Source organism: Haloferula luteola, from assembly GCF_014201715.1.
GTDB lineage: Bacteria > Verrucomicrobiota > Verrucomicrobiia > Verrucomicrobiales > Akkermansiaceae > Haloferula > Haloferula luteola.
Genome location: NZ_JACHFD010000010.1, coordinates 53,296 through 71,160, shown reverse-complemented (window position 1 = coordinate 71,160; position 17,865 = coordinate 53,296). Strand labels below are relative to the sequence as shown.

Annotated in this window: 18 protein-coding genes; 9 read left to right on the top strand and 9 right to left on the bottom strand. The window is 58.8% G+C overall.

Going from position 1 to position 17,865, the window contains the following annotated elements; all coding sequences use genetic code 11:
• Positions 1-277: 277 nt before the first annotated feature.
• A complete protein-coding gene (locus HNR46_RS11045; RefSeq protein WP_184018747.1) occupies positions 278-2,959 on the top strand; it encodes a valine--tRNA ligase in 2,682 nt (893 codons plus the stop codon).
• Between the two features lie 46 nt (positions 2,960-3,005).
• Positions 3,006-4,271, top strand: a complete 1,266-nt coding sequence (locus HNR46_RS11040) for a DUF4332 domain-containing protein (RefSeq protein ID WP_184018745.1) — start codon at positions 3,006-3,008, stop codon at positions 4,269-4,271.
• Here the strand turns inward: HNR46_RS11040 and HNR46_RS11035 are convergent.
• The 4 genes from HNR46_RS11035 to HNR46_RS11020 all read right to left on the bottom strand — a co-directional run bounded on the left by HNR46_RS11035 (position 4,261) and on the right by HNR46_RS11020 (position 7,518).
• Positions 4,261-5,052, bottom strand: a complete 792-nt coding sequence (locus tag HNR46_RS11035) for an MBL fold metallo-hydrolase (protein ID WP_184018743.1) — start codon at positions 5,050-5,052, stop codon at positions 4,261-4,263. The genes HNR46_RS11040 and HNR46_RS11035 overlap by 11 nt on opposite strands.
• Positions 5,049-5,921: a 4-hydroxythreonine-4-phosphate dehydrogenase PdxA gene (pdxA, locus tag HNR46_RS11030; protein ID WP_184018741.1), complete on the bottom strand. Its 873-nt coding sequence runs from the start codon at positions 5,919-5,921 to the stop codon at positions 5,049-5,051. Before pdxA ends, HNR46_RS11035 begins: the two co-directional genes overlap by 4 nt.
• Before the next feature lie 7 nt (positions 5,922-5,928).
• Positions 5,929-6,936 carry a peptidylprolyl isomerase gene (locus HNR46_RS11025; protein ID WP_184018739.1) on the bottom strand — a complete coding sequence of 336 codons (1,008 nt, stop codon included), beginning with the start codon at positions 6,934-6,936 and terminating at the stop codon, positions 5,929-5,931.
• Between the two features lie 153 nt (positions 6,937-7,089).
• Positions 7,090-7,518 (bottom strand): hypothetical protein, encoded by a 429-nt coding sequence (locus HNR46_RS11020; protein ID WP_184018737.1) that lies wholly within the window; start codon positions 7,516-7,518, stop codon positions 7,090-7,092.
• A gap of 133 nt (positions 7,519-7,651) precedes the next feature.
• Here HNR46_RS11020 and HNR46_RS11015 point away from each other — a divergent pair, with 133 nt between their 5' ends.
• Together HNR46_RS11015 and yihA are read left to right on the top strand one after the other, a co-directional pair.
• Positions 7,652-7,825, top strand: coding sequence for a zinc ribbon domain-containing protein (locus HNR46_RS11015; protein ID WP_184018736.1), 174 nt, complete (start codon positions 7,652-7,654; stop codon positions 7,823-7,825).
• A gap of 326 nt (positions 7,826-8,151) precedes the next feature.
• Positions 8,152-8,742 (top strand): ribosome biogenesis GTP-binding protein YihA/YsxC, encoded by a 591-nt coding sequence (yihA, locus tag HNR46_RS11010; protein WP_184018734.1) that lies wholly within the window; start codon positions 8,152-8,154, stop codon positions 8,740-8,742.
• Positions 8,743-8,751: 9 nt separating this feature from the next.
• On the opposite strand, the gene HNR46_RS11005 is transcribed toward yihA, so the two are convergent.
• From HNR46_RS11005 to nuoD, 5 genes are all read right to left on the bottom strand, one after another.
• Positions 8,752-9,201 carry a DUF805 domain-containing protein gene (locus HNR46_RS11005; protein WP_184018732.1) on the bottom strand — a complete coding sequence of 150 codons (450 nt, stop codon included), beginning with the start codon at positions 9,199-9,201 and terminating at the stop codon, positions 8,752-8,754.
• Between the two features lie 126 nt (positions 9,202-9,327).
• Positions 9,328-10,740 (bottom strand): NADH-quinone oxidoreductase subunit NuoF, encoded by a 1,413-nt coding sequence (nuoF, locus tag HNR46_RS11000; protein WP_184018730.1) that lies wholly within the window; start codon positions 10,738-10,740, stop codon positions 9,328-9,330.
• Positions 10,741-10,750: 10 nt separating this feature from the next.
• Entirely contained in the window at positions 10,751-11,332 is a 582-nt protein-coding gene (locus HNR46_RS10995; RefSeq protein ID WP_184018728.1) for an NADH-quinone oxidoreductase subunit NuoE family protein, read from the bottom strand.
• Between the two features lie 21 nt (positions 11,333-11,353).
• Positions 11,354-12,073 (bottom strand): thioredoxin-like domain-containing protein, encoded by a 720-nt coding sequence (locus HNR46_RS10990; RefSeq protein ID WP_184018726.1) that lies wholly within the window; start codon positions 12,071-12,073, stop codon positions 11,354-11,356.
• Between the two features lie 17 nt (positions 12,074-12,090).
• Positions 12,091-13,341, bottom strand: coding sequence for an NADH dehydrogenase (quinone) subunit D (gene nuoD, locus HNR46_RS10985; RefSeq protein WP_184018724.1), 1,251 nt, complete (start codon positions 13,339-13,341; stop codon positions 12,091-12,093).
• Positions 13,342-13,547: 206 nt separating this feature from the next.
• Between nuoD and purD the strand changes: the two genes are divergently transcribed.
• The 5 genes from purD (at position 13,548) to HNR46_RS10960 (ending at position 17,865) form a co-directional block, all read left to right on the top strand.
• A complete protein-coding gene (gene purD / locus HNR46_RS10980) occupies positions 13,548-14,801 on the top strand; it encodes a phosphoribosylamine--glycine ligase (RefSeq protein ID WP_184018722.1) in 1,254 nt (417 codons plus the stop codon).
• Positions 14,798-15,319, top strand: a complete 522-nt coding sequence (pyrR, locus tag HNR46_RS10975; RefSeq protein WP_184018721.1) for a bifunctional pyr operon transcriptional regulator/uracil phosphoribosyltransferase PyrR — start codon at positions 14,798-14,800, stop codon at positions 15,317-15,319. The genes purD and pyrR overlap by 4 nt, the downstream gene beginning before the upstream one ends.
• On the top strand, positions 15,316-16,125 hold the full coding sequence (locus HNR46_RS10970) for a hypothetical protein (protein WP_184018720.1): 810 nt from the start codon (positions 15,316-15,318) through the stop codon (positions 16,123-16,125). Before pyrR ends, HNR46_RS10970 begins: the two co-directional genes overlap by 4 nt.
• A complete protein-coding gene (locus HNR46_RS10965; protein ID WP_184018719.1) occupies positions 16,115-17,038 on the top strand; it encodes an aspartate carbamoyltransferase catalytic subunit in 924 nt (307 codons plus the stop codon). The genes HNR46_RS10970 and HNR46_RS10965 overlap by 11 nt, the downstream gene beginning before the upstream one ends.
• An 86-nt stretch (positions 17,039-17,124) precedes the next feature.
• Positions 17,125-17,865 (top strand): purine-nucleoside phosphorylase, encoded by a 741-nt coding sequence (locus HNR46_RS10960; protein WP_184018718.1) that lies wholly within the window; start codon positions 17,125-17,127, stop codon positions 17,863-17,865.

Sequence of the window (17,865 nt, the reverse complement as noted above, 5' to 3'; positions counted from 1 at the left end):
CCGGGATTTCAAATCCCGGCTTTTTTCTGAAAAACCCGGCTCCCGGTGACGTTTATGATGAGGAAGGCGGGCTGCGGTTCGCCTCACCAGCGGTGCCATTCCTAAAAGCTGGTGCCTCAAACGATTGGTCCGGCCGGGACACGAGGTTTTTTGGGTTTTTTCCTCGCGATTCCGGCCGGATCTCGCGTTTTGGCGCGAGACGAATGTCGCACAAAGGTGACTTCAGGCGTTCGGGTTTCTTTACAAAATCCGGGGGGTTTGGCATCCCTCCGCCGCAATGTCGGACCTGCCCAAAGCGTACGAGCCTCAAGCGGTTGAGGCCATGTGGTATGATGCCTGGTTGAAGGGGAAATGCTTTGAAGCAGATCCTTCTTCGGACAAGCCCGCCTACTCGATCGTGATTCCTCCCCCGAATGTGACAGGGATTCTTCACCTCGGCCACGTTCTCAACAACTCCCTTCAAGATATTTTGGCTCGTCGGGCTCGTCAGACCGGGCATGAGGTGCTGTGGTTGCCTGGGACGGACCACGCCGGCATCGCGACCCAAGCCAAGGTTGAGCGCGAGTTGCGGGAGAAGGAGAATCTGAAACGCCGAGAAATGGGCCGGGAGGCGTTCCTGCAGCGAGTTTGGGAATGGAAAGACAAGCATGGCGGGATCATCATCAAGCAGCTCAAGCGCTTAGGGTGCTCCTGCGATTGGTCTCGTGAGCGTTTCACGATGGACGAGGATTACACTCGCTGGGTGAGTCAGGTCTTCGTCGATTTGTTCAAAGAAGGACTGATTTATCGAGGCAAGCGCATGGTGAACTGGTGCCCGGTTTCTTTGACGGCGCTCTCGGATGAAGAGGTGATCATGACGCCTCAGCGGTCGAAGTTGTTCACCATGAAGTATGAGCTCGCCGACGCCCCGGGGGAGTTTCTGCAAATTGCGACCACTCGTCCTGAGACCTTGATGGGAGACGTGGCGGTGGCGGTGAATCCGAAGGATCCACGGTATGCTTCGTACATTGGCCGGAAAGTTCGGCGGCCCTTCCCGGCCGCGGAGATCCCGGTGATTGCCGATGACCATGTCGATATCGAATTCGGCACAGGTGCCCTCAAGATCACCCCGGCACACGACAAGGCGGACTTTGAAATCGGGCTGCGACATGGCTTGGCGATCATCGATGTCTTGCATGCGGATGGTCGGATTTGTTGCCCGGAATGTCCTGAGCTGGACGGTCTCGATCGGTTTGCTGCCCGGAAAAAGGCGGTGGCGATGCTTGAGGAGCGCGGTTTGTTGCTGAAGGAGGAGGAATACGAAAACCACGTTGGGTTTTCGGAGCGGGCCAATGTGCCGATCGAGCCGCGGATTTCGATGCAATGGTTCCTGCGCTATCCGTGCGTGGATGAGGCCGCGGCCGCGGTGGCCGATGGTGACATTGCTTTCCGACCCGAGCGTTGGCAAAAGACCTATGCTCACTGGATGGAGAACCTGCAGGATTGGTGCATCAGCCGTCAGCTCTGGTGGGGGCATCAGATCCCGGTATGGTATCGGAAAGACAAGCTCGAAGCGCTCAAAGACGCCGAGGCTCTGGGCATGGACGATTTGGATCAAGGTGACATCCACGTGGGTGTCGAACCGCCTGCCGATGAGTCTGAGTGGGTGCGAGACGAAGATGTCATGGACACGTGGTTCAGCTCTTGGCTGTGGCCCTTTGCGACCATGGCAGGGGTGGGTGAGGAGTCCACATTGTTGAAGAAATTTTATCCGACCCGTGATTTGGTGACCGGTCCGGACATCATTTTCTTCTGGGTCGCTCGGATGATCATGGCGGGCTACCGCTTTGCAGGGGAGCTGCCATTCAAGAACGTGTATTTCACTTCGATCATCCGTGACCTCAAGGGCCGGAAGATGAGCAAATCTCTCGGCAACTCACCGGATCCGATCGACCTGATGGATCGCTATGGCGCCGATGCCCTGCGATTCGGCCTGATTCGGATCGCTCCGGTTGGCAGTGATATTCGATTCGACGAAGTGCAGATCGAGGAGGGCCGAAACTTTGCCAACAAGATCTACAACGCTTGCCGGTTCCGGCAAATGGCGGGCACGGAGTTGAAGGTGATCTCCTCGGAGACCGTGGTGCGGCCGCACCATGTCGACATCATGGCGAAGGTGGATGATTTGGCGGAGAATTTGCAGGCTGCTTACGCGGAGTATCGTTTTGGCGAAGTGGCACACCTTCTTTACGAATTTCTTTGGAACGAGTTTTGCGACAAGTTCCTCGAGGCGGTGAAGGCGGACTTGCGAGAGTCGGCGACTCCTGCCGCCCGCGATGCCACTCTTGGGGTTTTTGATGCGGTGATGGCGAAGTATCTTCAGTTGTTGCATCCTTACATGCCGCACATCACGGAGGAGCTGTCCTTGAAGATGGGTTATGTGGCGGAGGGTGAATTCCTGATGCAGAAGGAATTGCCCGCTGAGCCGCTGGTTCCACGACGTGAGGTGCGTGACGCGATGCAGGCGAAGGCCTCTGCCGTGTATGACGCGGCCGGCCGATTGCGCAACCTGAAGGCCGAATATCACGTGGCCACGCGTCGGGATGTGCGATTTGTCGTCAAAGGAGCGCCAGCGTGGTTGCCGGACGAAACGGATACTTTGGCGCTGTTGGTGGGAGCAGAGAAGATCGATCTTGATGCCACCTACGAAGCTCCGAAGGGAACACCGGCCAGTTTGACGGGCTTGGGAGAGTTCTACATGCCGCTGGAAGGTCTGATTGATGTGGAAGCGGAGAAAGATCGTCTCGGGAAAGAGATGGAGAAGATTCGCAAAGAGGTGGCAAAGTCAGAAAGCAAGCTGGGAAATGCCAGCTTTGTGGAACGTGCGCCGGCGGAAGTCGTTGAGCAGGAGAAATCGCGGCTCGATGAATGGAAGACGAAGCTAGGTCAGCTTCAGGAAATGCTGGAGGCCTTGGGTTGATTCCTGGTCTCCGAACTCTCATGCTCATCTCGTAATCCACTGCCGAATGCCCTCGCTGAAGACCCTGACCGGAATCGCGGAAGAAGAAATCGAATTGCTGGAAGCCGCTGGCTATCTGGAGACCGCGCATTTGCAGAAGGTGGATGCGGGGACTCTGCTTGAGGAGCTGGAGAAGGCGAATGAGGTGCTTGATATCGTCGAAACTCTGCCTTCCCAACGGAAGGTGGAGTCGTGGATCCGCAAAGCAAATACCAAGGGTAAAGGCTCCGGTTCCCGCAAGGCTTCTGGCGCCGAGCCGAAGGCCGACACGAAGAAGGTCAAAACCTCTGCCCCCAAGGGAAAGGCTGAGCTTTCCGAACCGGAGATTTCTTCGGAAGAAAAGTCGGAGGAGGGGGTATCTGCTGCAGAAGCGGAGAAGGAAGAGGCGGGGGTGATGAATGAGCTCGAGGAGAGCTCATTGGTGGTTGAGGAGGAGGTCACGAAGCCTTCGGAACCTCAGTGGGTGAATCATGAAGCGGTGGAGGAGGTTCGTGAGATGATCGAACGTTCTCCCTTGGCGATTCCCTTGCCAGTTGCGCAGTTGGCTCAGCAAGGCATCGCGCCATCGGCCATTGCGGTGGCTCCAGTTTTGAATCGGGCTGCGGGCGATCTTGAAATACGAGCCACCGCGGCTCGCTCGTATCGGTCGGAACCTGCCAAACCGCGTGCGGCGGCCTCGCCACGGAGTTCTCGAAGAACCGCGGATGCTCCTCCCGAAAAGCGTGGAATCGACGTGAGCCGGGTGCGCTCGATGGAGGAGGCTGATGAGTCGGAAGTTGCTCAGCCATTGCCTCGTGGGCAGGTGGATGAGCGGGTCAAGCTGCTCACGACCGCTCGGGAGTCGACCAATAAAGGCAAGAAGCGTGACAGCCGCCGATTCATCCGTGGCGTGCTCCACGATCGACCAATCTTGGTGTGGATGGGCTCGGTGATCGTGCTTCTTTTGGTGACGGATATTCCGTTGGCTCTGATCTCGGCCGTGCTGCTGATGATCTCTTCGCAGAACTCAGAAGCGATGGCGTGGGTTCCCCAATGGCTTTTGGTGTTCCCCTTGATTCTTCCGGTTCTCGGACTCCTCTATCTGACGGTTGCGATCCGAGTGAAATGTCGGGTTTGTGGGCAACGGCTCTTTGTGCCGCGTCACTGCCTCAAGCATGTGAAGGCCCACCACGTTCCGGGATTGGGTCATATGATTCCAACGGCCATCCAAATCATCTTGTTCTGCTGGTTCCATTGCATTTTCTGCGGAACGGCAGTGCGCATCAAAGAGTGAGGCCCTTGCGATCCCAGCAAGGCACGAAGGGATTGTAAGTTCGTTCGAGGCCCACGGTGGTGGCGGCGCCATGGCCGGGCAATACCCAGGTGTCTGCGGGGCGGCCTTGCCAGGCTGCCGCGAGAGTCGAGCAGGCGGATTGGAAAGCCTCGGGGCTGGGGCATCCGCCCATCGAGCTGGCGAAGACCGCATCGCCGACAGCCAGGGCGACGGAGTTTGGAGCGGAGGTCCGCCGGATTTCGTAGCCCACAGCCTGAGGATGGTGTCCCGCGAGGTCAAAGGGAGCTATTTCGAAGCCGGCGATGGAATATGGGCCGGAAATCGCATCCCCGGGAAGGATGCGACGGATGTTCGGGCCCAGTGCGGATAAGCCGCCGATATGATCCCGATGCGCGTGAGTGATGAGAAGGCAGTCCGGGAGGCGACCCGCCAATGCGGCATGGAGGTCCGCAGCGGTGAGCCCAGAATCGATCAGTAAGCTGCCTTCGGAGGATTCCATCCACCACGCGTTGACCGTTTCGTCTTCGAAGGGGAGTTCGAGACGTTCGATCCAGAGTTCCAATGGGGGGAATGGCCGATCCGTGGTGGCAACGGCTTCCAAGCCGGGTAGGGAGAGGCCGAGAGCTTCTGCCAAGAGCTCAGGAGGGAGGGCTCCTGCGTCCAAGCGAACGCGAAAATCTGCGAGCTTCATGCCGAGAGCATCGGCGATGCCTGCGGGTTCGAGGTTCTGGCCGAGAATGGCCTTCCGCACGACATCCGCGAGTGTGTCGTAGAGGGTCATGGTGGGCCCGCCAATCGAGCTGCCGTGTGGATGGCGGCGATCATCGAGGAAGGAGACGCGAGGCCTTTGCCAGCGATATCGAATGCGGTGCCATGGTCGGGACTGGTCCGAGGTTTGGGCAGACCGAGGGTGACGTTCACCGCCGTGTCGAAATCGATCAGTTTCAGAGGAATCAATCCCTGGTCGTGATACATGGCGAGCACGGCATCAAAACGGCCTTGTGCCGCATCCCGGAAGACCGCGTCGGGAACGCAAGGGCCGACGAAGGTCGCGTCATCGATCGCGGAGAGCTCAGCGATTGCCGGCGCGATGAGTTCAATTTCTTCGCGGCCAAACTTGCCGGATTCTCCGGCGTGAGGATTGAGGCCAGCCACCGCAATGACGGGCTCTCGGCGCAGTTTTTGGCGGGCGAAACCCGCCAGCAAGAGGCCAATGCGGACGATTTCGTCGGTGCTCAAGGAGCGGGCGACTTCCTGATAGGGGATATGGATGGTGGCGAGGCCAACGGTGAGATGATCCCCAGTCAGACACATCGCAAAGTCTCTGACTCCGGCTTTTTCGGCAAAGAACTCGGTTTGACCGGGGTGGCGAAATCCGACTCTTTCGAGCTGGGATTTGGCGACGGGACCGGTGACGACAGCGGCGATGCCTGGATCTGAGATCCAACGTGTGGCGGCCTCTTCGAGTGCGTTTAGGCTGGCGAGAGCCGAACGTTCGTCGGGTTTTCCAAGGACTCCTGCAGACGGATCCCCGACGATTTCGTAGTCAAATTCTGGCGGGAGTCCGGGGGCGGCGAGAGCCGCTTGAATCACCTCCGGCCCGATGCCGGCAGGGTCACCAAGGGTGATCAGGATCTTCCGCTTCGCCATGGCGAGGTCACTTGAGCTTGATGTCGATCATGGCGCGGCTGCGAAGTTCCTCGATCCACTTGTCGTAGCGTTCCGAGGTTTTCTTGGCGCGAACCCGTTGGTCGATCAGTTCTTTGACTTCGGAGAGGGGAGGTGCGGGGCCTTTTTGGATACGCTCCACTTTGGCGATGGTGAATCCAGCGGGGTCTTCAAGAGGGCCGATCACCTTGCCTTCTTCGGCATCGAAGAGGATGGCTGCAAACTCCGGAGAGAGATCGGGTCGAGGGACATGGGTTTGAAGGCCGCCTTCGCTGGCAAAGGCATCGGCGGAGCTTTCTTTGGCGAGCTCGGCAAAGTCGGCACCTTCCTTCAGCTTCTCGGCGAGACTTTCTGCTTGGGCCAGCTGGGTGTCGGGAGTGGCCAAGGGATTGTTGGCATCGATGCGGGGGATGAAGATTTTCCGGTAGTCGATGATGTCCTTCGAGGTATCGCGCAGGTTATCCTTTGCCATGCGGTACTCTGCATCGATCTCCGAAGGCATGGGCGGTGCCGCATCCTTGAACTTCTCTTGGCGCATGGCCTGCACGATGAGCTTTTCGCGAGTGAGTTCACGGTACGACGACATGCTCATGCGTCCCTTGGCGAGTTCATCGCGGAGTTTTTGCATGTCACCGCTATAGAGCTCACGGACCTGCCGTTGAATTTCCTGATCGACGACGCGGTCGGGCAAGTTGGCGCCCTTTTGCTCGCGCTTCCGGAATTCGCTCATGATCAACTCCCGGTCGATGAGTTCTTTGAGCACCTGATCGCGAACCTCTTTGAGTTGGCGCTCGAATTCCGGACCACGGCGAGGGAACTCGGCCATCAGGCGGCCCACCTCCGGGCCCATCATCATGCCGACATCTTTGGCGGTGATGAGGCGAGAATTGACGGTGGCAGCGATACGGTTGACTTCCACCATGCCACCTCCCTCGGGAGACTGAGCCGTCAGAGGGGATAGCAGGGCAAGGGAGAGTCCGAGGACGCGGAGGTTCATCGTGAGCACACCGGATGCTTTGCCGCGGAATATGGGAATGCAAGCGGCGAAACGGTCGGTATGCGCCCCAAATCTTTCAAAGGAGGCGGCTGGGAGATTCTATCGGCCCGGGGATGCCGGGCCGAGGTGGGGAGGAGAGGATTCGGAGCCGAATCACTCTGGAGTGCCTTCCGGTTCCGGTTCCTTCAATTCTTCAAGGGTCTCTTTGGCTTGCTGGAGGGCGTCCGTGGTGGCTTCTTTGGCCTCGGAGGCGGCTTGGGCGGCCGCATCGGCGGCTTCCGATGCCATTTCGCTGGCGCGGTCTCCGGCATTTTCCGTGAGGTCTTTGACCTGGGCGGCAGCGTCCTGAGCTCTCTCGATCGCCTCGTCTCCAGCGGATTTGGCCTCATCCGCGGCTTCTTCCAGTTTCTCCATGGCGGCCTCCGTGCCGTCCTTGACTTGCTCGCCGACCGTTTCGGCGGCCTCCTTCACGGAGTCGGCGGCGCCAGACATCTTTTCCTTCATTTCAGCTTGGTCGGATTCTGAGCAAGCGGCGAAGATCCATGGCAGGCTGGCCATGATGAGAGCTTGAGTGAGTTTCATCTTGAATGGGGTGGGGTCGATGTGAGGCGGGGAAAGCGCGTCTTCCCTTTTCGCTGATTCCATCTAACATGGATTTCGGCCCGGGGTCAAATCATCACGCCCCGGAGAATCCCAAAATTCCAGTTTTTTGATCATGGAACTCGTTTCAGTTCAATGCCCCACCTGTTTTGAGTGGTTCGAGATCGCTCTCCCGGAAGCGGGAGGTGGTGCCGTGGAGATGGACTACGACTGCGAGGTGTGCTGTCGGCCCATGGTGATCGTGGTCCACGATGGCGAGGCCTGGGCGAAGTCGTTGGGCGACTCGTGAAAGGGAAAAAAGACCGCTGTGCCGTCCCCGGCATTGTGAGCCACGTTCCAGTGTCTCCGTAGGTGGGGCGATTGGTCCATTCGCAGACTTCCTAACAAGGCGTGTCTTTGTGGCGGATCCAATGAAATGCCCCGTATTGATTCGAGTCGGTCCGGGCACGTTGCCGTAAGCGGACGAACACAGCAGTCGGGCGGAGAATACCGCGACCGGCCCGCTTGGCAAAAGGTTTCGTCATCGAATGAACTGCGTGATTTTTCCGAGAAGACGATCGGATTTCTCTTGCGCTGGACCCGGTTGGCGTCGCCTGCCACGCTTTGCGTCCGACCATGAAGATCATTTCCGCCGAGTTCGAAACAAGTGCCGCAGGGATCGAAGATTCGCCTGCCTGGAACCTGCCGGAATTCGCCTTCATCGGGCGTTCGAATGTGGGCAAGTCCTCGCTCTTGAATTTGTTGGTGATGAAAAAAGACCTGGCTCGAGTTTCCGCGCGGCCAGGGGCCACTCAATTGGTCAACTTTTTTAGAATCAACAGGAAGTGGGCATTGGTGGACATGCCGGGGTATGGGTATTCGAAGACTCCTCAGGCATTGCGTGAGGGCTTTCGTGAAGCCGTTTCGGGTTACCTGGCGGGACGCGAGCAGTTGCGCTGCGTCTTTGTGTTGATCGATTCCCGGCACAGCCCGCAGAAGATCGACCTGAATTTCTGTGGTTGGCTCGCAGAAAATGGGATTCCGTTTGTGCTGGTTTTCACCAAGACGGACAAATCGAAAGCGGGGAAGGTGAAGGAGAATATGGCCGCTTTTGTCTCCGAGTTGCGTGAAGTTTGCGACGGTGAACCTCGTACCTTCTTGAGTTCTACGAAGACTCAGGCAGGGCGGGGTGAAATCCTGGAATTCATCGACCTCGCCCTGCGGTGATGGTCGCGCTCAGATTGGGTCTTCTCCGTATTCGTTGGGTCCGACTGTGCCGCGGAGGCAGCCGACCTCAATGAATGACCAAAGTCCGCCAATGATCGGGATGAAGTTGATCAGGCACCACCAACCCGGCTTGCCGCGATCATGCCAGCGCTTGATTTGAAGAGCCAACGAGATCCAGGTCATCGGGATGTAGAGAAGGCCGATGATGAGAGCGGCCACGGAGCTCATTCCCGTGGGGTTGCCTGTTTCTGGATCGATGCTGCCGCCAGTAGCGGCCGACAAAATCCCGGCGAAGACGATGAAACCGAGCCCGATGGCCAACGATCCCGTCCAGAAAGTGCGACGTGAGATGCGTCCGGTGAAGCCGAAGAGGACTTGTTTGGTGCTGAGAGGGGTGGGTGATCCGCTTGGAGAAGGTCCGTTGCTGGGGGCTTGGTAGGGATTGGATGAGCTTTCCATTTCGTCTAACAATTGCGTGAATCCCCCTATGAGAGCAAGTTGGAATCGTCGGAGCCTTGAAAAACAACGGACCGGATTCCTGAGAAATCCGGTCCGGGATGGGAATGAGCTGGCGGAAAAAGCAGATTAAGCCTTTTGCAAGTAGCGGCGTTGGGCTTCGCCCTCCGGACTCATGCGGACCGTTTCATTGCTGTCGCTGGTTTCGGCCAAAAGCTCCTCGCGGAATTTGCCGATGATGGCTTCGACAGGCCAGGACGAGGCTTCGCCGAAGGCGCAAATGGTCTTGCCGTCAATCTGGTAAGCGACGCTTTCCAGAAGCTCGATGTCGGCGGGAGTGGCTTCGCCCGCGACGATGCGGTCGGAGATTTTGCGCATCCAGGTCGAGCCTTCGCGGCAGGGGGTGCACTGGCCGCAGGATTCGTGGGCGTAGAATTGGTTCAGGTTGTTGAGGACCCAGGACATTTTCCGGGAGTCGTCGAGGACGATGACTCCTCCCGATCCCGCCATGGAGCCGCAGGCGGCCAAGGAGTCAAAATCCATGGGGATATCCCAGAAGGTGATGGATTTGTCGCTGCCTTCCGGGCCTTGGCCTCGCAGGGTGAACGATTCGTCGCAGCGGAGAATTTTGGAAGACGAGCCACCGGGGATGACGGCTTTGAACTCCCGGCCATCTTTGGGCCCTCCACACATGTCGTAGAGAAGCTCGCGCATGGTGATCTTGCCCACCTGCACTTCAAAGTACCCAGGCTTCTTGACGTCTCCAGAAACGCAGAGGATCCGGGTGCCATTGTTGCGAGGAACGCCGAGCTTGGCGTATTCGTCGCCGCCCATGCGGATGATGTGTTTTACGTGGCAAAGGGATTCCACGTTGTTCACGATGGTGGGGCACATGTAGAGACCCAACGCCGCTGGGAAATAGGGGGGCTTGATCCGTGGATAGGCGCGCTTGCCTTCGAGCGATTCGATCAGGCCGGTTTCTTCACCGCAAATGTAGGCTGCGGCCCCACGGTGGACATAGATTTCGACGTCGAATCCGGATCCTAGCACATTGGCACCGACGAAGTTCCTTTCGCGTGCTTCCGCGATGGCCTTTTCGAGGATTTGTGCTGCTTCGGGGAATTCCTCACGGATGTAGATGTAGGCGACATGGGCGCCCACGGCGAAGCAGGAGATCACGATGCCCTCGACGAGCTGATGAGGGTCTTGGTGGACGATGTAGCGGTCCTTGAAAGTTCCGGGTTCCGATTCGTCGCAATTGCAGATGAGGTAGACCGGTTTGGTGTTGTTGGGCGGGATGAAAGTCCACTTGATCCCGGTGGGGAAGCCGGCGCCGCCACGGCCACGCAAACCGGATTTCTTGACCTCTTCGGTGATGGCCTTGGGCTCCATGGCCATGGCCTTCTTGAGGTCTTCGTAGCCGCCGTCGTTGAGATAGGTCTCGATCGAAGTGTCCCAGCCTTCGCGGTCCACATTCTTGAAGATCAGGCGGTATTCGCGCGGATCGGGTTCCTTGCCGGGCTTGTAGGTGATGTTGGACATGCCGGGGAATTCAGTGGTCGTTCGAAGAATACTGGTCGAGCAGGGCCTGCGCCTTTTCGGGGGCGATGGCTTCGTGGAAATCGTCGTTTACCAAGCACACCGGAGCGGTTCCGCAGGATGCGAGGCATTCGGCGAATTCGACCGACCAAGTGCCGCAAGGAGAGACGGCAATGGGATGATGATGGGGGTCGAGGGAGGCGCGGTCGATACCGGTCAGCTCGCAGAGTTGATCCATCAACTCGTAGGATCCGCCCATGGCGCACGAGAGAGTGCGGCAAACCCGGATGTGGAATTTGCCAGGAGCAGATTGACGGAAACCAGGGTAGAAAGTGACGACCTCGAGAACCTTGATCGGTTCGATTCCCACGCGCTGGGCGGTCCATTCGATCGCGGCGGCAGAGAGGAAACCGTGGTGGTGCTGGATATGGTGAAGGATCGGCAGCACGGCCGAGCGCTTGCGGTCCTCGGGGAACTGGGCGAGGCGCTTCACGGCTTCCGCCTCCAACGCCTCGTCGGCGGCAAATGGCGGGAAATGCTTCGTGCCCGGAGTTTCCGGGGAGGCGATCAAGGACTCAAGGGAGCTATCGGACATGAGCAGAAGGTCAGGGAAGGGTCAGTCTTTGAGCAGGCCAGCCAGATGGTTCATGACGACGGTGGGGCCGACATAATTCTCTCCCTCGTAACTGGTTTTGAGAAGTTTGCCCTGGAGGTCGGTGAGCACCAGATTTGGGATGCCGGTGCCGGGGTGGCGGAACTCCTTTTTGAATTTGGAAGCCTTGGAGAGTTTTAGCTGGGGCCAGGGCATTGCCATTTCCTCGGCGTATTCTTCCATGTCATCCTCGTTGCTGTCGGAGGTGATCAGGACGACCTCAAACTCGGCGTTCTTGTGCTCGTTGTAGAATTCGACCAACGATGGGGTGAATTTGTGGCACGGGCCGCACCAGGAAGCCGTGTAGTAGAACAGGTAGTACTTCGTGGGCTGGACGAAGTCCTTGCAGCGCTTGAGGTGTTTGCCGTCGAGCTTGATCAAATTGCCATCGAGGACGTCATCGAACACGCTGGCGGTCAGCTCCGGGGTCGCGGTGGCGAAATCAGCTGCTTCGGCTGACCATTTTTTCAGTTTGGCGGCGGAATCGTCGGAAAGCTGAGTGGCTGCAACTTCCACGGTTTTTCCATTCCGCATGCGGAAGGTGCCAACGGTGTCGCCGTCCTTTTCGACTTTCGAAATGAGTTCGAGCTCGACGGATTTGCCCTCGCTATTGGTCCACGACTCGAAGCCGGCCGTCGCGAGGCCAGAGCCGATGGTGGCGAGGAGGAGGAGAATGGTTTTCATCGGGGAAACCCGTAGCATCAGCGGTCGCACTCGCCCATCACGAAGTCGAGCGAGCCGAGGATGGCAGGGATGTCCGAGACCATGTGGCCCGGCAGCAATTTCGAGCAGATCGAAAGGTTGCAGAAGGAGGGGCTGCGGATTTTCAGCCGGTTGGGCACTCCGCCGCCGGTTGAGTGGATGTAGAATCCGAGTTCACCCTTCGGGTTTTCAGCGCCGAAGTAGACTTCGCCCGATGGGGCATCAATGCCCTGAGTGGCGACGATGAAGTGGTGAATGAGCTCTTCCATGGACATCAGCACGCGCTCTTTCTGCGGCAGCATGCTCTTTTCGTGGGCCAGGTTCACGGGGCCCTCCGGCATGGTGTCCAGGACCTGCTTGATGATGCGGATCGACTGGCGCATTTCCTCCATACGGACGGCGTATCGCGCATAGCAATCGCCCTCGTCGGCGATGGGCACGTCGAACTCATATTGTTCGTAGCCGAGGTAGGGGTTGTCTTTGCGCAGGTCACGGACGACGCCAGAGCCGCGCAGGTTGGGTCCGGTGATGCCGTAGGAGATGGCGCTGGCGGCGGAGATCACGCCGATGTCGCACATCCGGTCGCGGAAGATCTTGTTGTTGTCGAGGAGCTTGCCGACTTCGTCGATGGTCACCGAGCACTCATCCAGGAACCGCCGCACGGTGGCTTCGAAGCCAGGGGGCATGTCGCGCAATTGGCCGCCGACACGGGTGTAGGAGGTGGTGAAACGAGCTCCCGTGAGCTGCTCGCACATGTTGTAGACCTTTTCCCGCTCGGTGAAGGTGTAGAGGAAAACGGTCATGGCGCCGACGTCCATGGCACAGACTCCGACCCCAAGCATGTGGGAGGAAATCCGCGCAAGTTCGCAGCAAAGAACCCGGAGAGCCTGACCGCGCGGAGGCAGTTCCCAGCCCATCAGCTTCTCGACGGCGGTGGCGTAAGCGACGTTGTTGGCGAGAGGGGCGAGGTAATCGAGCCGGTCCGTGTAGGGCACGAACTGGTTGTAGTGCATGTTCTCGGCGATTTTTTCATCGCCCCGGTGAAGGAAGCCGATATCGGGATCGGCTTTGGTGATCACTTCTCCGTCGAGCTCGAGCACGAGCCGAAGCACTCCGTGAGTGGCGGGGTGGGATGGTCCCATATTGAGAACCATCTTCTCGCCCATCAGGTCCTCCGTTTCCGAATGGTAATCGGAAGCCTTGGAGACGATGTCGGGAGCTTGGTATTCAGTGGAGGTCGGACTGCTCATGAAAACGCGCGGCGGGAGGAATAAGGAGGTAAGTCCGTGTCGCGGGCAAGGGGTTTGTGAAAATTTTCACAAGGTGCGGGGCAGCGATGGCCGTAGGGTTTTCGCGGGTCGGTGGGGGTTGAGGGGGCGGAGTTGTCGGGGTGGGTCGGGGTCGAAGCCTTTTCGGAGTTGATGGAGTCCGAGGGATGCCCGAAAAGGGGCCGGCAATGAAGATTCTCGTGGTTGGGAAGGGAGGACGCGAACACGCGTTGGTGAGAGCGCTCGGGGAAAGCCCGGTCGCCCCGGAGGTGTTCTGTTTTCCGGGCAGTGATGCGATTTTGCGCATGGCCAAGCCGGTGGAAGCCGATGGTTTGGAGTCACTGATCGAGTGGATGAAGCAGGCGTCTGTGGATCTCTGTGTGGCGGGGGAGGAAAGCTATTTGGTGACCGGGGAAGGTCTCGCGAATCTGTGCGAAGAAGCGGGAATTCCTTGCTGGGGGCCGCCCAAGGAGTCGGCCCAACTGGAGGCTTCCAAAGCTTTCGCCAAGGCATTTCTTGAGCGCCACGGCATTCCAACCGGGAAGGCAAGCACCGTCACCACGGTCGACGAGGCCCGGGCTGCGATCGCAGGGAACTACCCGGTGGTGCTGAAGTTTGACGGACTTGCGGCGGGCAAAGGGGTGGCGGTGTGCACGGATGAGGGGATGGCGGAGGAGTTCTTGGAGGAGGTGATGGTGCAGCGTCGCTTTGGCGCGGGGGACCTGCTGGTCGAAGAATGCCTGACAGGTCCGGAAGTTTCGGTGTTCGCCGCGGTGATTGATGATCGTTACGTGATCTTTACTCCAGCGCGGGACTACAAGCGGTTGGGGGAGGGGGATCTTGGACCGAATACCGGGGGGATGGGAGCCGTGGCTTCGCGGAAATTGGTGTCTTCTGAGGTGCTTGAGCAGATCGAAGCAACGATTGTGGCTCCAACCGTGGCGGGCTTGAAGAAAGATGGCCTGCCATATCGGGGGTTTCTTTATTTTGGTCTGATGCTGACGCCGGATGGACCGAAGGTCATCGAGTACAATTGCCGGTTCGGGGATCCGGAATGCCAGGCGGTGATGCCGCTGGTGGGGGGGGATCTGGCCTCGTTCTGCCTCGCGGGTGCCAAGGGTGAGTTCGCTCCCGAGCTGCTTCGCTTCGATGAAGGCTGGAGTGTTTGTGTGGTCCTGGCATCGGCGGGTTACCCGGAAAGCTCGCGTTCAGGGGATCGGATTGAGGGGTTGGATCAGGTCTCGCGAGTGGATCATGCCGGAACTCGGTTGAACGCGGAGGGAGTCTGGGAAACCAACGGGGGTCGAGTGCTTGCGGCGGTGGCCGGGGGGCAAGACCGAGCCAGTGCGGTTGCCGCAGCGCATGCGGAAGCGGACAAGATTACTTTCGAGGGTGCACAGCGCCGTCGTGATATCGGAATCCTTCATTTTGAAGAGGCATGAGTCGATTTTTAGACGCTGAAGCGATTGAGGCTGGAGTTCAGGCTTTGGCGCGAGCCATTCGAGAGCGGGTAGGGGAAGCCCCTGTCGCACTTGTCGGAATCCGCAGTCGCGGCGATGAAGTCGCTGAACGGGTGTGCCGAGTGCTTGCCGAAGAGGATGCGGATCTGCTCTATGGGACTCTCGATATTTCTCTGTATCGCGACGACTACGAGCATCTTCATGAAAACCCTCAACTGCAGGGGAGTGAGATCGATTTTGAGATCGAAGGGGCGCACATTATTCTCGTGGACGATGTGCTTTTCACGGGGCGCACCACGCGTGCGGCGCTCGATGCTTTGTGCGACTACGGTCGACCAGCACGCATTGAATTGGCTGTCTTGATTGACCGCGGGCACCGGGAAATGCCGATTCAACCAGATTACGTCGGGATTCATTTGGAGACCGAGCGACGGGATCACGTTTACGTCTTGCTCGAGGGCACGGATGGGGAAGATAAAGTGGAAGTTCGCCCTGCATGAGTGCTCTGCCGGAACGTCGCAAATCCGCCGAGGAGTTGGCGAAACTCCGCGCTTCTCTCGGCATTGATGGTGACGCTCCGCCTCCGCCTGATTTGAAACACCAGGCGCCTCCTCCGCCACTGGCCCGCAAGCCGGATGGGAAGAAAGAATCCCCATCGGCTCCGGCAGCGAGCAAGAAAGCGGGGGTGAAGAAGACCGCCGCCAAGAAGGCAGCGAAAGCGGGTGAGCCGGCGTCGAAGGCGGCCCGTGGTCCCTCGGCCCCCTCGGCATCGGCAGTCCTGGAGGCGGAAGAAGGCCGTTCTGCGGCGCAGACGCCGAAGGTCGTTCGATCGCTAAAAAAATCTGAGCAAGGCCCGATCCGCCAAGCCAAAGTCCCTGTCGCAAATGGGGAAGGGGCTCTGCCGGCCCGGCGGCATACGGAGGAGGAACTGCGCCGGTTTCGCCTTGGCGAGAGCAATCCAGCGGATCTTCCCGCCGCGCAATTGGCAAAGTTGACGGCAGCGTGGTGGGTGATCGCTCCCCTCTATGCTGTGGGAGTGGTGGGATTGATTCTGTCGTTTTCGATGGAGCAGCAGGCGAAAACTCAGATGACCGGAACCCTCGCTCGTCTGGCTCTTCGGCCGAATGCGCCGCAATGGTTTTTCAGTCCCTTGGCGGTTGGCTCGGGAATCATGCTTTTGGGTGCGGGATGGATCGCATGGAAGCGGACGCGTTCCGCTCACCACGCGGGATTCATGACGATCCTCGCGATCCTCTTTGTCACGTTCGGCATTCTCCATTTTTTCCCTGAACTGCATGGCTCGTAAAGATTTGCTAGAATTGGCCCGCCTCGATCGCGGGGAAATCGACCGCATCCTCGATCAGGCGGTGCCATTCAAGGAGCTGTTCACCCGATCGGTGAAGAAAGTTCCGGCCTTGAAGGGGAAATCGGTGTTGATGTTGTTTTATGAGCCGTCGACCCGAACCCACTCCTCGTTTGAAGTGGCAGCCAAACGATTGTCGGCTGACGTGACGAATTTCGATGTGCCGCACTCTTCGGTGGTGAAGGGTGAGTCGGTGAGGGAAACGGTGGAGACCTTGCAGGCCATGCGCACCGACTACATCGTGGTGCGTCACGGACGCAGCGGTTTGCCGGAGATGATTGCCCGCCAAACAAAAGCCAGCGTGATCAATGCGGGGGATGGCGCCCATGCGCATCCGACGCAGGGATTGCTCGATGCGTTCACGCTCAAGGAAGTGTTTCCTGAGCCGGAGCGGAAGAAGGTTCTGATCGTGGGCGATGTGCTGCACAGCCGGGTCGCCCGATCGACGACCAACATTTTTCTGCGTCTGGGGGTCGAGGTGGCCTTTTTGGGGCCTGGATCGTTGTTGCCGAAGCATGGGGCCGAGCAGGTGAAGCGATTCACGGACTACGCTACGGCCATGGCTTGGGGGCCGGATGTGGTGTACCTTTTGAGGGTGCAGATGGAGCGTCAGGATGTGCAGTTTTTCCCAAGTTTGCGCGAGTATCATCGAGTCTACGGGGTTACCACGCAGCGATTGAGGGAGTTGGACGACAAGGGGATTTGGCTGATGCATCCCGGCCCGGTGAATCGGGGGGTGGAGCTGTGCGATGAAGCGATGGATTACCATCGGAGTTTGATCAACCGGCAGGTGGAGAACGGAATCGCAGTGCGGATGTCTGTGCTGTACTCGCTGAAGCCTGGTGGCGAGGAATAGGGTGTGGGCGGGGGGCGACGGGAGAGGTCGCAGGAAGACATGGGTTTCGCTTTTTCATCGGGCGCAGATCGAGCTAGCGTGACGGTATGAAAGGATGCGTGGGGTTGGTACTGGGATCGGGGTTGGGCTCGATGCTTGACCGGATGGAATGGGGAGAAACTCTGGACTTCGGGGACATTGGGTTGCCGGTTTCAGGCGTCGCGGGTCATCAGGGGAAGATGGTTTTGGGCCGATTGGACGGAGCACCCCTGGTGGCGATGTCAGGGCGGGTGCACTTGTATGAAGGGCACGATGCCAAAACGGTCACTGCTGGTATCCGATGGATGGCGGAGCGGGGGGTCGGAACGGTCGTGTTGACCAACGCGGCCGGGAGCTTGCGGGAAGATCAACCTCCGGGAAGCTGGATGGCGCTTTCGGATCACCTGAATTTGACGGGGACCTCACCATTGGAGGGTGGGCCGAATTTCGTCGATATGAGCGCGGTGTATGACCTTGAGATTAGCGAGAAACTGCGGGCCATCGCGGCGGGTCATGGGTGGCACATGGGCTCGGGCGTGTATGCCGGGTTGCGGGGACCGCAGTATGAAACGCCTGCGGAGATTCGGATGCTCCGCACGCTGGGTGCGGATGCGGTGGGCATGAGTACGGTGCTTGAGGCCCTTGAAGCGAAGCGCTTGGGTCTGCGCGTCGTGGGGCTTTCCTGTCTCACCAATTATGCTGCCGGGATGCCGAGTGCGACCCTGGATCATAGCGATGTGATGGCGACCGGTAAATCAGCAGCCGAGCGCATGATTCGAGTTCTGAAGGAGTGGCTGGAGAGCCGCTGA

Bases quoted from the DNA above. Each gene is read 5' to 3' on its own strand.
- HNR46_RS10995 (WP_184018728.1), bottom strand. From the start codon at position 11,332: ATGTCCGATAGCTCCCTTGAGTCCTTGATCGCCTCCCCGGAAACTCCG.
- pyrR (WP_184018721.1), top strand. From the start codon at position 14,798: ATGAGTCGATTTTTAGACGCTGAAGCGATTGAGGCTGGAGTTCAGGCT.
- yihA (WP_184018734.1), top strand. From the start codon at position 8,152: ATGAAGATCATTTCCGCCGAGTTCGAAACAAGTGCCGCAGGGATCGAA.
- HNR46_RS11040 (WP_184018745.1), top strand. From the start codon at position 3,006: ATGCCCTCGCTGAAGACCCTGACCGGAATCGCGGAAGAAGAAATCGAA.
- HNR46_RS11005 (WP_184018732.1), bottom strand. From the start codon at position 9,201: ATGGAAAGCTCATCCAATCCCTACCAAGCCCCCAGCAACGGACCTTCT.
- HNR46_RS11015 (WP_184018736.1), top strand. From the start codon at position 7,652: ATGGAACTCGTTTCAGTTCAATGCCCCACCTGTTTTGAGTGGTTCGAG.
- pdxA (WP_184018741.1), bottom strand. From the start codon at position 5,921: ATGGCGAAGCGGAAGATCCTGATCACCCTTGGTGACCCTGCCGGCATC.
- HNR46_RS10960 (WP_184018718.1), top strand. From the start codon at position 17,125: ATGAAAGGATGCGTGGGGTTGGTACTGGGATCGGGGTTGGGCTCGATG.
- HNR46_RS10990 (WP_184018726.1), bottom strand. From the start codon at position 12,073: ATGAAAACCATTCTCCTCCTCCTCGCCACCATCGGCTCTGGCCTCGCG.
- purD (WP_184018722.1), top strand. From the start codon at position 13,548: ATGAAGATTCTCGTGGTTGGGAAGGGAGGACGCGAACACGCGTTGGTG.
- HNR46_RS10965 (WP_184018719.1), top strand. From the start codon at position 16,115: ATGGCTCGTAAAGATTTGCTAGAATTGGCCCGCCTCGATCGCGGGGAA.
- nuoD (WP_184018724.1), bottom strand. From the start codon at position 13,341: ATGAGCAGTCCGACCTCCACTGAATACCAAGCTCCCGACATCGTCTCC.
- HNR46_RS11020 (WP_184018737.1), bottom strand. From the start codon at position 7,518: ATGAAACTCACTCAAGCTCTCATCATGGCCAGCCTGCCATGGATCTTC.
- nuoF (WP_184018730.1), bottom strand. From the start codon at position 10,740: ATGTCCAACATCACCTACAAGCCCGGCAAGGAACCCGATCCGCGCGAA.
- HNR46_RS10970 (WP_184018720.1), top strand. From the start codon at position 15,316: ATGAGTGCTCTGCCGGAACGTCGCAAATCCGCCGAGGAGTTGGCGAAA.
- HNR46_RS11025 (WP_184018739.1), bottom strand. From the start codon at position 6,936: ATGAACCTCCGCGTCCTCGGACTCTCCCTTGCCCTGCTATCCCCTCTG.
- HNR46_RS11035 (WP_184018743.1), bottom strand. From the start codon at position 5,052: ATGACCCTCTACGACACACTCGCGGATGTCGTGCGGAAGGCCATTCTC.
- HNR46_RS11045 (WP_184018747.1), top strand. From the start codon at position 278: ATGTCGGACCTGCCCAAAGCGTACGAGCCTCAAGCGGTTGAGGCCATG.